We start from the raw sequence: 16,688 nt of genomic DNA, 5'->3' as shown, positions 1-16,688 counted from the left end.
ATAGACCTTGCCCCATTGCTTTGTCAACCATTTTCCCTTGACAGCATGCAAGTGAGCTAGGATTGTTTCGGTTTCTGTTTTTGATCCTGTAAAAAGGCAAGGGCATCGTCAATGTTCTTGACCGGAACCACTTGCATCGAGGTACCAATCCGTTCTGCCGTTTGAACGGCTTCCTTGTAATTGGAGTTGGGATCAGCCTCGTCCTCAGGTGCAAAAAAGAACTCTGCACCGGCCTTGTCAGCTGCCATAATTTTGTGGCTGATGCCTCCGATTTTCCCTACCGCACCATCTAAAGCAATCGTACCTGTACCGGCAATTTTATACCCTTTGGTTAAGTCTAGATCCGTATTCAACTGATCGTAGATCTCCAAAGCCATCATCAGGCCTGCAGATGGACCCCCGATACCTTGGGAGGCGATCGTCACCTTTTTTGGAATGACGATGCTCTGCTTGTTGTCCGGCCGTACACCTATGCCCACATTCTGCGAGTTGGGTAGTGGTTTCAAGGTTAACATCGTTTTGGCTTCTTGTCCATCACGGGTGTAAGTGATTTCGACCTGATCTCCGGCTTTTTTTCCTGAAAGCTGCTGCAACAGATCTGTCGCCTGGGGTGTCCGGACTCCATCTACGGCCGTAATGACATCTCCGATCTTCAAAACTCCTTTGGCTGCAAACCCTTCGATCGTGCCCATGATCCAGACACCCTGATTTTCAACCTGAACATCGTACCCAGCCAAGCGAAATGCAACAGCTTCAGCAATTTTTTGGGAATTATCCATGACGGCTTGCTCTCTCTTCACAAAATCCTCGTTGTTCTCGCCCTCGCTCACGACCAGCTGCTTCTGCATCAGATCCGCTTCATCGGAGATATTGGCGTACACATACCATCCCAGATTGGCTTCGCCCATGCGGACAGTAGTCAGCATGAAAGATCCTGTCTCATCTTTTTTTCCATCCTCGACATCGATCATGGGACCCAGCGCAATCGCGGAGCCAGGTCTCGTGACGTAGTAATTGGTTGGAACAAAAAGCGAGATTCCTAGCAAAATCACGACTATCGTGAAAAACCATCGTATGCCTCTGGCCTTTCTAGGATGGGATGTGCGGGCGATTCGATGATCTTCACTCATTATCGTTTGCCTCCCAGTTTGCGATCATTTCCAATATCCGTTCGATATGCTCTGTAGCAGCACTTTCCCCCCGGTCAATGATTTCCTCGACACCGGAATAAGCAATACTACTATAGTGTCCAACATCAGGACGGATTACGAGATCAGCCGTGAGGATTCGGCTGCGAAAGATTTCCCGCTCCATCACGTCTATCGTCTGAACGATCACATCAAAAATAGAACTGATTTTCATCGATGTGTCCAGCTGGGCGACATCTACGGCAATCACAATATCCGCTCCCATATCACGGAGAACGGTAACAGGGACCCGATCGATAACACCGCCGTCAACCAACAGTCTGCCATCCACCCGTTCCGGTACAAAGATACCCGGTATAGAGATACTCGCTCGCACGGCCTGATCGACAGGTCCTTCACGAAAAACGACCCTCTCCCCTATTTCAATATCGGTGGCCACGATCGCAAGCGGTATTTTCAGCTCTTCAATTCGCTTTCCGTGCGTCAACAATTGAATCAGCTGTTTGATTTTATCCCCTGTAACAAATCCCATACTGGGAACGGTCAGATCGACCAAATGCTTTCGTCTCAGATTCATTGCCAGCTTGCCCATCATGTAGGGGTCTATTCCATTGGCGTAAACAGCCGCGATCAAGCTGCCCATGCTGCTGCCGGCGAGCAGGTCAATTTTGATCCCGTGCGCCTCGAGAACCTTCAGCACTCCAATATGTGCAAAGCCACGAGCGCCTCCCGACCCCAATGCCAAGCCTACCAGCGGTTTTCGTTTCGTTGCCACGCACCATCCCCCCTCTAAGCAAACATATGTGGGGAACCGCCGATCTTTCGTGTCAGAAGATGCAAGCCTGCGCATAGTTTCCCTGTCCATCACGTAGACATGTACTACTGTTGCTTGTACAGGAGGAGCCCATGTCACGTCACTCTCCCATTCTCACAATGTTGCTCGCCGTCTCGACGATTGCCCTTGTTTTTATGTTGGTGGCACATTCACAAATCTCATTTGAAGCTGCGGTTCGCGGCCTGAAAATCTGGTGGGAAGTGGTTTTCCCATCCACTTTGCCGTTTATCGTGCTTTCCGAGGTATTAATGGGTCTTGGTGTAGTTCATTTCTTCGGAGTGCTGCTGGAGCCTTTGATGCGCCCCTTGTTTAATGTCCCGGGCACGGGTGGCTTTGTCATTGCGATGGGCTTTTCATCCGGTTACCCCGTCGCAGCAAAGCTGACAACCCGACTGCGGGAGCAAGGAAATGTTACGAAAGCGGAAGGAGAGCGTCTCGTCGCGTTTACGACCACCGGCGATCCCCTTTTCGTGATGGGCGCCGTAGCCATTGGCTTTTTTCACAGTGAGCAGATGGGCATTATACTCTCGCTAACCCATTACCTTTCGGCTGTCCTGCTAGGCATTTTGTTCAGGCTGCACGCTCCGTCCGCGACAATCAGCAAGCCATTGGAAAAAACTAAGATGGCCTTGCCAATACGGGCCTTGCAAGCGATGCACCGTGCGAGACTCGCTGATCGCCGCCCTTTCGGCAAGCTGATGGGGGACGCGGTACAATCAGCCTTGACCACGCTGTTTATGATCGGAGGATTCATCATCGTCTTCTCGGTCATCATCCAATTGTTTCAAGCCATTCATCTCACTGCGTTCATCATCCAGGTGCTCGCGTTTGTACTTGGTCCATTTGGCGTTCCACCCGCTCTATCGCAATCCATCGTTTCCGGATTGTTTGAGGTCACACTTGGCGCACAAGCAGCGAGCGAAGCACCTGCAGCTGTTCCCATCGTTTGGAAAGCGGCAATTGCGAGCGCTGTACTCTCCTGGGGCGGCTTAAGTGTTCACGCTCAAGTGGCAAGCATTCTCAGCGCAACGGATATCCGCGTCATGCCTTATTTGATAGGCCGCTCCATCCATGCGTTACTGGCTGCCGTTTTGACGTTCATCCTCTGGGGACCGCTCACTTCCTTGGCATGGCTGAAAGAAAAAAGCGTTCCTGTCTTTCTGCCAAGCACCACGGGGTTGACAGTCTCTCACTGGTGGGATGCCTTTCTGTACTCCGGGGTCATAGCCGTTATTGGTACTTCTCTACTGCTTCTGGGCAGTATGCTTGTTCGATTTTTGCACAGCCATAAAATACGTTGACGACTTCCGGATCAGCCACCCAGCTTTTCCTTCAACGCTTTTTCAACAACTGGCGGAACCAGATCGCTCACGCTCGCCTTGTAACTGGCTACTTCTTTCACGATGCTGGAGCTGAGGTAGGAATACTGGTTATTGGTCATCATGAAAAAGGTTTCCACCTCTTCATCCAGCTTTTTATTAATAGATGCAACCTGCATCTCATATTCAAAATCAGATACAGCGCGCAAGCCACGGATGATCACTCGTGCTCCCCGTTTTTTCATGTAATCGATCAGCAAGCCCTCAAAGGAGTCGATTTCTACATTGTCCATGCCTGCTGTCGCCTGACGCAAAAGCTCTACTCTCTCTTCGACGGAAAACAGGGATTTTTTCTTGGAATTGACGAGGACAGCCACGATCACCTTGTCAAAGATCTTGGAACTGCGGGAAATAATGTCAAGATGTCCATAGGTAACGGGGTCAAAGCTTCCGGAACATACTGCGATGGTCATGACAAATCGATCCTCCCTTATGTAGCCGCCTCTTCGGCAGGCTCATCTCTTTCTTCTTCAAAATAATACAAGGTTACTGCTGTATCTCCGTAGATAGCTGCACGATACTGGATGCAATGGCCCACGACTTCCGGCAGCGTAATATCTACGTCATGCTCGGCCACGATCCAGGCTCCATCTGAGAGCAGCTTCAATTCCTGCATAAGCTCTATCTCACCCGTAATGTTTTGCTGAGCATACGGCGGGTCCAAAAATACCAGATCAAACGCCATGCCTCGCTTAGCGAGCACGCGGAGCGCTCGGCTCGCATCATTCTTGTACAGCTCCGCCTGGTTGTCCAAGCGACACGCAGAAACGTTTTGTTGCACAATGGAAAACGCCCTGGCATCCCTCTCGACAAAGACAGCTCGTTCTGCTCCCCTGCTCAAGGCTTCGATGCCAAGGCCACCTGTACCGGCATACAAATCCAATGCCCATCCACCGTCAAAATAGGGGCCAATCATGTTGAAAATCGATTCTTTTACCTTATCAGTCGTCGGGCGCGTTCCTTTTCCTGGAACAGCCGTCAGTCTTCGTCCTCTGTGTTCGCCAGCGATAACGCGCATATTTCCCACCTGTCACCTCATATGTATTGGGTCTTCAAAAAGACCAGTAAAGATTGATTTCATACTATCACATCCGTCCCAGGCCAGTAAAATTTTTCATATACATAAATCCTTGCCGTCGAATGTATAGCTGATGAAAGAAATGGAAAGGATGTTGGATAGCGACGCATTGTTGTCGCTGACAACCGCGGAGAAGACTTACGTTTCCCCATAAGCTCTTCCTCCGGTTTCTCCTCTCCCATAATTGAAAGGCTGTTCACTTGCGCGCACGGTGTGTCTGATAGGAGCATTCCGTGCCACCTCTTCCCGTGTTGGGAGAAGTTGAACGGCTACCTCATCGTTTTTGGCGATGAGGTATTTTTTTGTCCAGATACGGCATACTACCTTCACCTTTGTCGTAAAGGAGGTTCCATTCATGGCAGAAAAACAGCCGTCCAAGCAAAAACTCGAAGCCTCAAAAGCACAATCCATTGCCGATCAAACAGGCGAAGGCGTGGAACAAGCAAGAAAAATGCAATCAGAGGCTGACCAATCAGATATTGTGAAGCACGGACAATAAGAAAACCTGTATCGTGGAATTGCGTTTCAGAGGCAGGTTATCCTTGCAGTATCAGGACGTGTTGCTCTCACCAATACTGTAAATGAAGAAAGAAGCCAGCCCGTAGCGTAAAGGGCTGGCTTCCTGAGCTTTTCAATCCACCTTCGACTGTTAACGCACCATTTTTAGATGAGCTACATGGTGGCGTCCATGCCAGGCGTATACCCCGATGTTTTGCCATACGGTAATGACCCCTGAGTCAGGATGGATAAATGTCCGCTGCAGCTCTGTATCACTGAGGCTCCGCAATAGAACCACCCAGCGGGCATGCAAGGCTTCGAGCAGCTGGAGGGATATTTCGACTGACATGGTGTAATCAGCCAGCTCTGCCCAGCTCGCCTCGTCATAGGGTTTGATGACAGGCTTATCTTCCGTAAGCGCTAGCTTGAAGCGGACAAAGGCATTTAGATGACTATCTGCCAGATGATGCATAACCTGACGAGCAGTCCATCCGCCCGAGCGATACGGCGTCTCCAGCTGGTCTTCATGCAGTTCTGACACCGCTTTTCGTACTTCTCCAGGCAAATTAGCTATGTCCTGAATCCAGCCAGCAATCACATCCTGTGTGATTTCCTCTTCGTGCTGGAATTTTCCGATTGGATATCTTTCATCCATATGATCTCCTCCTGAGCCCTTCCATTTACTACCAATACTCTTCTCGACTGGTCCTGTTCCCACCTTCATTTCCCTTCTGAAAAATGCAGCGCATTGGTGGATACTAGACCTATGCACGGTCGAACAGGAGGGATAAGATGCACACGGTCTGGAAAGGTTCCATCAGCTTCGGATTGGTCAATATCCCGATCCGGATGTTTACAGCTACAGAGGAACGTGACATTCGATTTCGCCAGCTGCATAAGGAATGTCACACGCCGATCAAATACACAAAGATGTGTCCGCACTGCGATCGCGAAGTGGAAGCTAGCGATATTGTTCGTGGCTTTGAATACGAAAAGGGCCATTTCGTGATTATCGATGATGCGGATCTGGAAGCAATCACACCTGATACCCGCAGAGCCATCGAAATTCTTGACTTCGTGGACCTGAAGGAAATCGATCCGGTGTACTTTGACAAAAGCTATTTTCTCGCGCCACAGGATACAGGAGAAAAAGCGTACGCCCTGCTGCGTGCAGCGATGGAACAAACCGGCAAAATCGCTGTAGCACAGGTGACAATGCGCAACCGGCAAAGCCTCGCGGTCGTCCGCTTGTACGAGCATTGCATCATGCTGGAGACGATTTTCTATCCCGATGAGGTTCGTTCTGTACAAAAGGTTCCCGCCTTGCCCGAAGCCGACATGCAACTGGCAGAAAACGAACTGAAAATGGCCAGCGAGCTGATCAGCAATATGACCACTCCTTTTGATCCTGCCAAATATACAGACGAGTACCGTACTCAACTGCAAGCCATGATTGAGAAAAAGCTGGAGGGCAAGGAGATTGCTACATCTCCGGCAGCACCTCGTGCCAATGTCATTGATTTGATGCAAGCACTGAAGGAAAGCCTGGCTGCGACAGGAGGAGCCGAGGCGCAAGTCCCTGTGAAAATGGCGACAGAACCAACGCCGGAAAAACCAGCTGCCAAGCCAAAGAAGGAGCGGAAGCGCACTATGGGTACCGCAGCTGACGAGTCACAAAAACCGAAAAAAGCTACTGCCTCTGGTGCAGCCTTGACCACAACGACCAAAACGCTGCGTCGTAAAAAAGAATCGGCAACGCCGTAAGAGACTGCTGTGATTGCTTGAGAAAACTTGGCTGCACCAAGATTTTTTTGCTTTTGCGCTTTAGCGCACGTAACTTACCGATCTATTAGAAAACTTGGCTACGGCCAAGCTTTTGGCGGAGCCTTAGTTGCACTTATACTATCTTCCGCTAATCTTTTTAGCGCTTTAGCGCACTTAAACTTTCCGATCGTACAAAAAAGCCCGGAGCTAATCCCGGGCTTTTTCCAATAGCTTTTCTTCACAAGGCTCGATATGGATGTGAACATCGTGTATCTTATGCTCCAGTCTCATCCGTTCCTCGATCACCTCCGTAATCGTGTGACTCTCGACTACACTCAGGTCCGGGTCGACAAGAACGACGACATCCACCAGCACACTGCTTCCATGATAGCGTGCCTTGATGTCACTGATGCTTACGACTCCAGGAATGTCCGCGATGGAGGTGCGCAAGTCTTCCAGCTTGGCTTGATCAAAACCATCCGTCAAACGGTGCACGGTCTCACGGAAGATCCCCCACCCTGTCTTGATGATCAAAATACCGACTACCAGTGCCGCGAGTGGATCGAGCCAGAGGAGTTGGAACTGTGCTCCGGCAATCCCTACAAAGGTTCCAATACTGACAAGAGCATCCGAACGATTATCCGCTGCTGCGGCCATCAACGCTTGGCTGTTGGTTTTCTTGGCAAGCTCCCGATTATAGCGGTAAACGCCAAACATAATAATCGAAGTTACGAGTGCAGTATAGCCGGCAATCATACCGGGAGCAGTCTGATTAGGTGCAAACATCGACGGGATTGCACCGGAAATGACATCGATCCCCACAAAGAGCATGATGAACGATGCGACGAGAGCTGCGATCGTCTCAGCCCGAAAGTGTCCATATGGATGATCTTGATCAGGAGGCTTTCTTGAAATACGCAATCCGATCAGCACAGCTACAGATGCGATGACATCGGTTGTATTGTTTAAGCCATCCGCCATCAAAGCCTCTGAGCCCGCTATGATCGCTACGCCAATTTTTAATACGGAACAAAATATATAGGCGATAATGCTTACCCACGCCCCGCGTTCCCCTTGCTTTAAATTCGAATACACATCCACACACGATCACCTCTAACTGAACTCCAACCTTTTGGGAAGGGATTCGGACGCTCCATGCGTCCACCCTCATCGCTGCAGTTTTCGTAGCGAACTTCATCGTATCAGACAGCATTCATGTGGGTCTACAGAAACAGTTTTAGTCCGATTCACGAGTATAGGGAGCAGGAAAATGTGTTGCGCGGTGGCAATCTTTTGGCACGAGGATCACTTCTTGTTAGGTACCTGATTAGGATACCCCTTTTTGCTGACTCTTCACCGTTCCATTTCTTCGATCGTTCCATTTTTATCTTCGTCACGAACGCGCTTGTTAAAGCGATTTTTTGACATTCCTATGTATACATTACGCTCGGTCAAAAAAAAGGAATTCCTCCAAACGTGCAGGAGAGATCCAATATTATCGACTTATGGATGTGGTTGTACTTTGTATGGGAAGTCCTTCTTTATAATAAAGAGAAGGGGATAACAGAACAAAAAAAATGTGAACCTGCGGAAAGCCGCGCTCTGCCAAAATCTGATGAATCGATTGAGCAATCGCATCATGCTTTTCCTGAGCTCTGGGAAACATGAAGATTTCCACGGACAGCGGGCTATTGGTAATCGCTTCGACCTGCAGCGACTCAAGCTTTACTTTTTCTAGCGCAACCTCGGCATGATGAGCAAAGCTCTCTACAATCTCAGGCGAGATGGCATGCAAAAAATCAGATTCAAACCCTTTAAATCGAATAAAAGGCAAGACAATTCCTTCTTTCCCGAGCGTATGATAGAGATTTGACAACTACCGCCATTATACGCATGAAAAATATTATCTATCAACAAAAACGTTTGGGCAAAACAGATCTAGGGGCTATAGCAGAGAATGATATCCGACAATACGAAGGTGTGGTGGACGTACCACGAATGTCAGCGTTCACTCAGCCTGCTATAGCCCGTTCAAAAAGGAAACATGTTGGCAGATCACACTTTCTACTTGTAGTATACCCTCCCTATTTATACATAATCAACCAAAAAGTAAGAAAAAGTGTAGAACGGACCTTTCTTTTCGTAGTATCTGGTCTATTGGATCTGCATCAACGTGCACTCCTCTTTGGACATTTCGACGATCCCTTGAAGGGTGGGATGTCTCATCGTGTGGCCTGGGGTCCATTCCATATATTCGACTTTCACAACAATCTCCGGCTTCACCCACAGGGCATCACGACTTCTCTTCGGTTCGTTGCTAAAGGGAGAACGCTCGATGATCAAGGGCCTCAAGCGCTCTGTCAGCTCCTCCCAACCTTTGCGGCTGAATGTACCGGTTCCTGCATGTCCGATGTACAGCAAGGCACCCGTGTCATTGTACAATCCAAGCAACAGTGCGTTTGCTACCCCGTCTTGAAGGGTAACACCACCAATCACGGCATAAAGGTCTCGAAAGATCTTCTTTTTTTGCCAGCGCTTGTCTTTTCCATCACTTACATATGTACTATTCAGATCTTTACAAACGATCCCTTCCATTTCATGCTTCAGCATGACATCGAACAGAGCCTGTCCATCCGCAAAATTTTGTACAATCTGTATATACGCTTGCGGGATAATGATGTCTCGCAGGAGCTGCTGTCTTTGGGCAAGCGTTCTTTCATGCACCCATTCGCCATCGACATACAATACATCAAAAACCATGTAGGTGACTGGCGTTTGCTTGGTTGCCAACCGGACACTTTGCTCCCTTCGCACACTGTCCCTTTTCATAATTTCATGAAAGGATGGCCTGCTGCTGTCCAAAGCAATCATTTCCCCATCCAAAATAAAGGACGAAGCCGAACAGTAAGCTTTGGCATCTTGCAGCTCAGGATACTGCATGGTTCGATCATTTTGCCTCCTGTTGATGAGACGCACTTCTGCTCCCTCGCAGTACGATAATATTCTCACGCCATCCCACTTGATTTGAGCGACCCAGTTTTCACCGGTCGGGATATGGTTCACCGTGATCGGCTCAAAGGGAATGATAGGCTTTAACACCACATGACCTCCCTCACTTGCTTTTTCGCTATTGTGCCCCAATCATGCCATCCCACAACAAAGAGCATCTCCTTGGAAGATGCTCTTCATCAGATGCCTTTTGAAAGCTCAATGCTTATTGCCAGTAGATGCAATGGTTGTCCTGGTTCGATGCAAATAATGGTTAACCACTTGCATCTGACAGTAACTCGCAACCATGGCAATGAACAACAAACAGATAATGACAATCACGACAATTTGACCAATCGACTTATCCATCTCAAAAAACCACTTGCCGATAGATACTGCTATGAGACAGCCGACAATGGATAGATTGGACGTCCAGCTCATCGCTCGGTAAAACCGGGAATAGCGGTTATCCGGAGGAATTCCTGTCTTCTCGTGAGGACGCTTTGATCCTTGGATTCTGGATCGAAAAAAGAGAAACAGCAGCAATGGAACCTGGATGATCAATACCATCGTCGAGTAGGCATAGCCCACAAAAACCTCCATCTCTTCTACATGTTGAAAGGAGAGAAGCGAAGTAACCACGAGCAGGAAGCCTACAGGTGAATTGTACGGCTTGTGCTGACTCTCGCCACCAAAAGTACCGATGCCCGTGAGCAAAGCGAGATACGCAATAATCACCTTGATCGTAAAGGCAGGAAACCACAAGCTTAACATAAATATTTCGACCCGATCGAGAAAATCGGTCACATGGATCTGTTGGACGAGGGAAAGCACCGGATAATTTAACCGACTGGCGATCGTATACCCCAGTACACCCAGCAGAACAAGAAGGATCAGGCTGGACATGAAACCGACAATGATAACGCCATGCTTGAATGCAGCAAAAAATAGCTGTGGCTGGATAAAAACCGGCAGGAACGCTCCAAACAGAATGATATCTCCGTACACTCCCATAGACATGTAATTGCTTATGAGTATTTGTTTCACTCCGCTGCTCAGCATCGGTTCGAATCTCTCCGGACTAAACTCATTAGCTAGAAATAAAAAGAGCAGGAAGTTTACGATGATGTGGGTGGGAAAGTAGATTTCATTCACACGTGCTGCTACTTCCAAGGTGCGATAGGACATCAGCAGGAGAACAAAGACAAGCAAGATGATCTCAAGTGGCGTTTGCGGCAGCAAGCTCGCTTGAATAAAAAATGATAATCCTTTTACATCTACCGTTAAAATAGTCAAGATGTACAGGACCAGGATGAGATTGATGAAGCCACCGAACCACTTCCCGCAGATCAGGAACATGATTTCGAAAATGTTCTTCCCTGGGTATATGTGTACTAATTCCATCAAGACGTAACAGATAAAGATCGCGTATATCATGGGAAGCAATTGGGAAAACCAGGCGTCCATCTTTGCGACTTGTACCAGTGACTGATAAAAAGTGATCATGCTTCCTGTCAATAAAACGCTGCCCACCAACCATGCTACCTGCCGATGGCTTACGACTTGCTTTTGAAGCATGCCTACCATCTCCTCTTATCTATATGTCGCCCACTTTTTCACGTATGGTGATATCCATTCTTTTAAATATTGACTTGGCATCAGCTGCAGGTTTGGGAAGTACAAAGCAACAAAACCCAGGATGGCGAGAATATAGAGAAAGACGACAATTCCTCGCTGCCTTGAAGTCATGTATTTGCGTTTCCTGAGGAATTGAAGGAGCATGATGATCACCAAGCAAATAAAAACGAACTGAAAGATATTATTCACGCGGATCTTCCTTCATAATATTGTTCGTCGTTTGGCCAATATTGGTCGCCTGTACTTTACTATGAATCGTGTAGGTTATATCAGGCAGCTCATCCCGCCATTTATCACGATATGTGGTTTTCCAGGTTTTCGGGTGATGACGGGCCAATACCATGCCCAGTCCGATCGGGTCCGATTTCGTTGCTTTTGAATGCTCCAGGATTATCTTGATTTTATTTTCAATCTCCTCAGATACTCTTTTTTCCATCAGGTCAATGCTGTTCTCATTGTCAAAATTCAGTGTCGTCATGTTTTCGGTGATTACAATCGACGACTTCAGATGAATATCGTAGTGTACGCGTCCTTGCTTGATGACAGGTCGTATCTTGGTTTCTCCCCTCAGGACTTCGGTATTGATCCACTCGTTACTATTGAGTTTGACATTCATGGAAAAAGGATTGAAATAGCGCTGAAACCAACGCAAACCCACGGAATCAGAACGGCTGAGTATTTTGATCAGCTTGTCCTTGCGAAACACCGCTACCCCCATTGCTTCAACCTCTTTGCTCTTTCCCTTGGGATGGGATTGAACGGGTTCAAACACGGGCAAGAACGGATCCAAGCCTTTATGATTTGCCATTTGCGCCAGGTCCTTCATCGAGACTGGAATGGTCACCGACTTAACCAATTCGCGCAGCGCCTCCCCTGAAAAACGCTCAAATTGAGGCTGTGCGCTCAATAAATCCATTCCCTTTCCTTGGGTAATCACCACGAAAGAAGTCATTCGATTCTCCGGGAAGCGGGTGACAATGTCCAATGGATCGCTCAAGCCGTTTCTAGCCAGTTCTTCCCCCAAAATGACGACTCGATAATGCGCGAAGTAGAGAAGTCTCGACATCCGCGACTGTAAGATTCCATAGGCTTCGCGGATCGTTTTGCCAACTGCTGAATCCACATAAAAGCTTTTGTCTCCGCTAGTCCCGCCCCCTTCACCAGAAGGACCTCCCAAGCTGCTCACGAGTGGCACCTGTACCGCCAGTCGGTATTTGCCGTCCCCTTCTTTGTCGATGGACATCGCAATCACAAACCCAATATCGTTTACTTCTCGCCTGTCCCAGCAACCCGTCAACAGCACACTACAAAACAACATGATGGAGAGACAGAACGCGATAGAGCGGGGGCAGGGTTGATGCCCCCCTGGCTCAATCATCATTGCTCTCCCGTTTTTCGGCATCTTCTTCTGAGCGACGTGCTTTTGCAATAAAATCTCCCCCTATCCTCCTGGCGTTTTGGATGCCTAGAAATCCAGGTCGAAACACCAGCTTTGACCAAGGAGCGCGTACCAGTACATCTTTCAAATCACCGACAGACACTGGGGCAATGGGAGAAAGATAGGGGATACCAAAGGATCGCAGACTTGCCATGTGTCCCACAATGACCAGAAGCCCCACAAGAACCCCGTAAATCCCTAGTACTGCAGCGGCAACCATCAGCGGAAAGCGAAGCAGTCGTATGGCGATAGCCGCGTTAAAATGAGGAATGGTAAACGAGGCAATTCCCGTAATCGAAACCACGATGACCATCGGTGCAGAAACAATCCCGGCCTGAACTGCTCCTTGCCCGACGACCAAGGCACCTAAAATACTGACCGCTTGTCCTACGGTTTTGGGTAAACGGATACCGGCTTCTCGCAGAGCTTCAAAGGCAATTTCCATAATAAAAACCTCGACGATCGCAGGAAACGGGATAGCTTCACGCGCTGCTGCAATACTGAGCAATAGCGAGGTCGGGAGCATCTGCTGATGGTAGGTCGTGACCGCTACATACAGAGCAGGGGTTACTAGCGAGATAGCCAGAAAGAGGTATCGAAGCCAACGCAGGAACGTAGACATTTGAAAACGTTCATAATGGTCCTCGCTCGCTTGCATCATCATCCAAAAAGTTGTCGGAGCAAGCAGCACCATCGGCGTTCCGTCTACAAAAATGGCGACTCGCCCCTCCAGGAGGGCAGCCGCTACCGTATCCGGTCTTTCCGAATACATCAGCTGTGGAAACGGAGAGTACTCATTGTCCTGAATCAGTGCTTCCAGATAGCCGCTCTCCAGAATAGCATCTATCTCGATCCGACTGATTCGATGGGTCACTTCATTGACGAGCTTTGGATCTACGATACCTTCCAAAAAAGCGACGACCACGTTTGTATTAGACTCCCGGCCGACAACGAGAGACTTCATTTTCAAGCGCGGCGTCTTCAGCTTTCGTCGCAGCATCGAGGTGTTGGTCCGAATATTTTCGATAAATCCTTCTCTCGGCCCGCGAACGACGGATTCTCCCTCTGGCTCGTTTACAGATCGCTTTTCCGCTCCCCGTATCCCCAATGCAAGTCCCTCGTCGTTGCCTTCTACAAGAATCCCTGTATCACCCGACAAGACGGCTTGCAATAATCCTTTGTAATCCTTCACCTTGTCAATCTGGGACACTGGCAGCCATTGCTCTTCGATGTACGAGACATCTGCACTGCCGTCTTCGAGGATCATCAGGCTTTTCAATGCCTCATTTACCTCTTGTGTATTGATAAGTCCGTCTACGAAAACGGCAATGGCGTGAACGCTGTTTTTGAGCTGAAATTTACGGATGACAAAATCCGAGCAGTCGGAAAACATGCGCTCCAATATCCCGATGTTGTCATCGAGCACGGGCGAAATCGGGACCCCTTCCAACTCACTCAGGCTGCACGCTTCAAGGTGCAGATCATTCTGTTCTTCTTCCCGTCCTTTATTCAGAAACTTTTTAAAGTCCATTTTTTCACCAACCAATAGAAATCTACCGATATTATGGTTCTTCGGCTGGGATAATATGCATTTTGCAGGATCCGTATATGGTTTTTGACATGAGGGGCAAAGTAGGAAAAACGCGTCACTTGGAAAGCAGGTGCGGAAATGAGCCTGGTCATCCCGCAATACGAGCTGACTTTGAATGGCCATACCTTAGCCATCACCAATCCCGACAAACCGCTTTGGCCAAAAGCCCATGTCACCAAGCTGGATTACATACGCTATTTGCTGCAAGTCGCACCAGCCCTATTAGCCTATAGCAAGCGGCGCCTATTGACTGTCATCCGCTATCCCCATGGCGTAGAGGACAAAAGCTTTTATCAAAAAAATACGCCTGACTACGCCCCTGACTGGATCCATACCCACGAGTGGGAAAACACCCGCTACACATTGTGCGACGATGAGGCCACTTTGATCTGGATGGCCAATCAAGCGGCATTGGAGTATCATGTTTCATTTCATCTCGCTACGGATGAGATCCCGACAGAGCTCGTGTTTGATCTCGACCCTTCAACCCCTGACTTTTCTGTCGTCATCGAGGCTGCCTTGCTCTTAAAAGAGTTGCTGGACGAATTAGGATTACCCTCCATTCCCAAAACCTCCGGGGCAAGTGGACTGCAGATTTACATTCCCATTGAACGCCGCTACACATTTGAACAAACGCGCGTTGTCGGACAGTTCATCGCCAATTACCTGGTAGAAAAGCATCCGACACTCGTGACAATCGAACGCCTGGTCAAAAACCGGGGAACCAAGCTGTATATCGATTACTTGCAGCATTGGCGAGGAAAGACCTTGCCTGCTCCATACTCTACACGTGCTAGGGAACAGGCAACTGTCTCTACCCCTCTTCGCTGGGAAGAGGTCAGCAGCATTCATCCGACTGACTTTACAGTCGATACAGTACCAGCGCGCCTTTTGAAAAACGGGGATCTATTCGCCTCTGTATCCGCTCCTCGCACACAGGCGTCCCTGGACCCGATTCTCTCTTTTTTACAGTCGTGAAAGTGTCAATCCGCCCGGTCAATCTGTTGGAATCCAGCCTTCATTCTGTGCTATACTGTGCAGAGATCGTTTACAGGTCAAGGAGGAAATTTCATGATCGATCCGGTAGCTATTGCGCTCGGGCCCATCAAGATCCACTGGTACGGGATTATAATGGGGCTTGCTTTTTTACTAGGTACGTATCTAGCACGATACAACGCCAAAAAGTCGGGGATTGATGCGGACCATGTTATGAATATGGTGGTACTGATCATTCCCGCAGCTATTATTTGTGCACGTGCTTATTACGTCATTTTTGAGTGGAGTCAGTACAAAGACAATCTGCTCAGCATCTTTGCTGTCTGGGAGGGCGGATTGGCCATTCACGGCGGACTGATCGGCGGCGTTCTCGCAGGAGCTTGGTACGTTCGCAAGCATAAACTATCCTTCCTTCTTGTTGGGGATGTCTTGATACCGAGTGTAATCCTTGGTCAAGCGATAGGGCGTTGGGGCAACTTCATCAACCGGGAGGCGCATGGAGATGTAGCCAGCGAACAGTTCATGCAATACTTCCCAGCTTTTATCCGTGATCAGATGTACATTCAGGGACAATATTATCACCCTACATTCTTGTATGAATCCTTATGGAATCTGGTTGTTTTCGCCATTCTCCTGCTGACCCTCTATTACTGGAAGAAATTCAATGGTCAAGTCCTGTTCAGCTATATGATCCTGTACTCCATTGGACGCTTCTTCATCGAGGGAATGCGCACAGACAGTCTCTTGATTGCGGACACACTGCGCGTAGCACAATTGATCAGCTTGCTGTTGATCGCGCTGGGGATCATTCTGATGCTCGTATTCGCCAGAAAAAGCTTACATTCCAAACAATCGGGTAATTCCATTGAATAAACAGCAAACTCGACTAAGCCACTTTTTCTTCATGAGAAAGTGGCTTTATCTATCTCTACTATTGAGCGCCTTGTCTGAATAATCGTAAAGCAGGCGATACTAGACGATAATGACGAAAGGAGTGATCTGGATGGATGATGCGCTGCTGGAGGATTACCTGAATCGTAAAGTGCGCATACATTTTGCCCCCGACATGATCGGTGCCGGTTTATCCCCCTATGAGGAAGGCAAGCTGTATGATTACAGCAGCAATGGGGTATTGTTGGAGAAAAATGACGGATCGATTGATTATGTTCCCTTCTCTTCCATACGTCTTGTGCAAATCCGCCCAAAAGCAGGATTGTGGGAGCGCTTGACCGGAACGGACTAACACTCGACCGGATACAAGCGATTAGAAAACTTGGCTACGCCAAGCTTTTGGCGGAGCCTTAGTTGCACTTATACTATCTTCCGCTAATCTTT

Annotated in this window: 17 protein-coding genes; 6 read left to right on the top strand and 11 right to left on the bottom strand. The window is 48.5% G+C overall.

The window, feature by feature from the left end; translation table 11 throughout:
- Window positions 1-56 precede the first annotated feature (56 nt).
- Complete coding sequence (locus JZI27_RS08600) at window positions 57-1,130, bottom strand: SepM family pheromone-processing serine protease (RefSeq protein ID WP_122907605.1); 1,074 nt, start codon at window positions 1,128-1,130, stop codon at window positions 57-59.
- On the bottom strand, window positions 1,123-1,923 hold the full coding sequence (locus JZI27_RS08595; RefSeq protein ID WP_122907606.1) for a patatin-like phospholipase family protein: 801 nt from the start codon (window positions 1,921-1,923) through the stop codon (window positions 1,123-1,125). Before JZI27_RS08595 ends, JZI27_RS08600 begins: the two co-directional genes overlap by 8 nt.
- A 131-nt stretch (window positions 1,924-2,054) precedes the next feature.
- Here JZI27_RS08595 and ylbJ point away from each other — a divergent pair, with 131 nt between their 5' ends.
- Complete coding sequence (ylbJ, locus tag JZI27_RS08590) at window positions 2,055-3,284, top strand: sporulation integral membrane protein YlbJ (RefSeq protein WP_280207305.1); 1,230 nt, start codon at window positions 2,055-2,057, stop codon at window positions 3,282-3,284.
- 11 nt (window positions 3,285-3,295) lie between these two features.
- On the opposite strand, the gene coaD is transcribed toward ylbJ, so the two are convergent.
- On the bottom strand, window positions 3,296-3,775 hold the full coding sequence (coaD, locus tag JZI27_RS08585; protein WP_122907608.1) for a pantetheine-phosphate adenylyltransferase: 480 nt from the start codon (window positions 3,773-3,775) through the stop codon (window positions 3,296-3,298).
- A gap of 17 nt (window positions 3,776-3,792) precedes the next feature.
- Window positions 3,793-4,380, bottom strand: coding sequence for a 16S rRNA (guanine(966)-N(2))-methyltransferase RsmD (gene rsmD, locus JZI27_RS08580; RefSeq protein ID WP_280207304.1), 588 nt, complete (start codon window positions 4,378-4,380; stop codon window positions 3,793-3,795).
- Between the two features lie 415 nt (window positions 4,381-4,795).
- Between rsmD and JZI27_RS08575 the strand changes: the two genes are divergently transcribed.
- On the top strand, window positions 4,796-4,939 hold the full coding sequence (locus tag JZI27_RS08575) for a hypothetical protein (RefSeq protein ID WP_183184809.1): 144 nt from the start codon (window positions 4,796-4,798) through the stop codon (window positions 4,937-4,939).
- Between the two features lie 150 nt (window positions 4,940-5,089).
- On the opposite strand, the gene JZI27_RS08570 is transcribed toward JZI27_RS08575, so the two are convergent.
- On the bottom strand, window positions 5,090-5,593 hold the full coding sequence (locus tag JZI27_RS08570) for a YfiT family bacillithiol transferase (protein ID WP_280207303.1): 504 nt from the start codon (window positions 5,591-5,593) through the stop codon (window positions 5,090-5,092).
- A 137-nt stretch (window positions 5,594-5,730) separates the two neighbouring features.
- Between JZI27_RS08570 and ku the strand changes: the two genes are divergently transcribed.
- On the top strand, window positions 5,731-6,702 hold the full coding sequence (gene ku, locus JZI27_RS08565) for a non-homologous end joining protein Ku (RefSeq protein WP_122907612.1): 972 nt from the start codon (window positions 5,731-5,733) through the stop codon (window positions 6,700-6,702).
- Window positions 6,703-6,909: 207 nt separating this feature from the next.
- On the opposite strand, the gene JZI27_RS08560 is transcribed toward ku, so the two are convergent.
- From JZI27_RS08560 to JZI27_RS08535, 6 genes are all read right to left on the bottom strand, one after another.
- Complete coding sequence (locus JZI27_RS08560) at window positions 6,910-7,803, bottom strand: cation diffusion facilitator family transporter (protein WP_122907613.1); 894 nt, start codon at window positions 7,801-7,803, stop codon at window positions 6,910-6,912.
- A gap of 394 nt (window positions 7,804-8,197) precedes the next feature.
- Window positions 8,198-8,536, bottom strand: coding sequence for a DUF1904 family protein (locus JZI27_RS08555; RefSeq protein WP_122907614.1), 339 nt, complete (start codon window positions 8,534-8,536; stop codon window positions 8,198-8,200).
- A 320-nt stretch (window positions 8,537-8,856) separates the two neighbouring features.
- Entirely contained in the window at window positions 8,857-9,801 is a 945-nt protein-coding gene (gene ligD, locus JZI27_RS08550; RefSeq protein WP_348521358.1) for a non-homologous end-joining DNA ligase, read from the bottom strand.
- A 108-nt stretch (window positions 9,802-9,909) separates the two neighbouring features.
- Complete coding sequence (locus JZI27_RS08545) at window positions 9,910-11,268, bottom strand: GerAB/ArcD/ProY family transporter (protein ID WP_280207301.1); 1,359 nt, start codon at window positions 11,266-11,268, stop codon at window positions 9,910-9,912.
- Window positions 11,269-11,509: 241 nt separating this feature from the next.
- Window positions 11,510-12,757 carry a Ger(x)C family spore germination protein gene (locus JZI27_RS08540; protein ID WP_251244029.1) on the bottom strand — a complete coding sequence of 416 codons (1,248 nt, stop codon included), beginning with the start codon at window positions 12,755-12,757 and terminating at the stop codon, window positions 11,510-11,512.
- Window positions 12,699-14,297: a spore germination protein gene (locus JZI27_RS08535; protein ID WP_280207300.1), complete on the bottom strand. Its 1,599-nt coding sequence runs from the start codon at window positions 14,295-14,297 to the stop codon at window positions 12,699-12,701. The genes JZI27_RS08540 and JZI27_RS08535 overlap by 59 nt, the downstream gene beginning before the upstream one ends.
- 138 nt (window positions 14,298-14,435) lie before the next feature.
- On the opposite strand from JZI27_RS08535, the gene ligD (JZI27_RS08530) reads away from it, so the two are divergent.
- From ligD (JZI27_RS08530) to JZI27_RS08520, 3 genes are all read left to right on the top strand, one after another.
- Window positions 14,436-15,335, top strand: coding sequence for a non-homologous end-joining DNA ligase (gene ligD, locus JZI27_RS08530; RefSeq protein WP_280207299.1), 900 nt, complete (start codon window positions 14,436-14,438; stop codon window positions 15,333-15,335).
- A gap of 93 nt (window positions 15,336-15,428) precedes the next feature.
- Complete coding sequence (gene lgt, locus JZI27_RS08525) at window positions 15,429-16,226, top strand: prolipoprotein diacylglyceryl transferase (protein WP_280207298.1); 798 nt, start codon at window positions 15,429-15,431, stop codon at window positions 16,224-16,226.
- A 130-nt stretch (window positions 16,227-16,356) separates the two neighbouring features.
- A complete protein-coding gene (locus JZI27_RS08520) occupies window positions 16,357-16,596 on the top strand; it encodes a hypothetical protein (protein WP_251244032.1) in 240 nt (79 codons plus the stop codon).
- Window positions 16,597-16,688 lie beyond the last annotated feature (92 nt).

Source organism: Brevibacillus sp. AY1, assembly GCF_029870785.1.
GTDB classification, from domain to species: domain Bacteria; phylum Bacillota; class Bacilli; order Brevibacillales; family Brevibacillaceae; genus Brevibacillus; species Brevibacillus invocatus.
This window is presented reverse-complemented; position numbering and strand designations above follow the sequence as displayed.

Bases quoted from the DNA above. Each gene is read 5' to 3' on its own strand.
- rsmD (WP_280207304.1), bottom strand. From the start codon at position 4,380: ATGCGCGTTATCGCTGGCGAACACAGAGGACGAAGACTGACGGCTGTT.
- ylbJ (WP_280207305.1), top strand. From the start codon at position 2,055: ATGTCACGTCACTCTCCCATTCTCACAATGTTGCTCGCCGTCTCGACG.
- lgt (WP_280207298.1), top strand. From the start codon at position 15,429: ATGATCGATCCGGTAGCTATTGCGCTCGGGCCCATCAAGATCCACTGG.
- JZI27_RS08520 (WP_251244032.1), top strand. From the start codon at position 16,357: ATGGATGATGCGCTGCTGGAGGATTACCTGAATCGTAAAGTGCGCATA.
- coaD (WP_122907608.1), bottom strand. From the start codon at position 3,775: ATGACCATCGCAGTATGTTCCGGAAGCTTTGACCCCGTTACCTATGGA.
- JZI27_RS08600 (WP_122907605.1), bottom strand. From the start codon at position 1,130: ATGAGTGAAGATCATCGAATCGCCCGCACATCCCATCCTAGAAAGGCC.
- JZI27_RS08575 (WP_183184809.1), top strand. From the start codon at position 4,796: ATGGCAGAAAAACAGCCGTCCAAGCAAAAACTCGAAGCCTCAAAAGCA.
- ku (WP_122907612.1), top strand. From the start codon at position 5,731: ATGCACACGGTCTGGAAAGGTTCCATCAGCTTCGGATTGGTCAATATC.
- JZI27_RS08570 (WP_280207303.1), bottom strand. From the start codon at position 5,593: ATGGATGAAAGATATCCAATCGGAAAATTCCAGCACGAAGAGGAAATC.
- JZI27_RS08545 (WP_280207301.1), bottom strand. From the start codon at position 11,268: ATGCTTCAAAAGCAAGTCGTAAGCCATCGGCAGGTAGCATGGTTGGTG.
- JZI27_RS08535 (WP_280207300.1), bottom strand. From the start codon at position 14,297: ATGGACTTTAAAAAGTTTCTGAATAAAGGACGGGAAGAAGAACAGAAT.
- ligD (WP_280207299.1), top strand. From the start codon at position 14,436: ATGAGCCTGGTCATCCCGCAATACGAGCTGACTTTGAATGGCCATACC.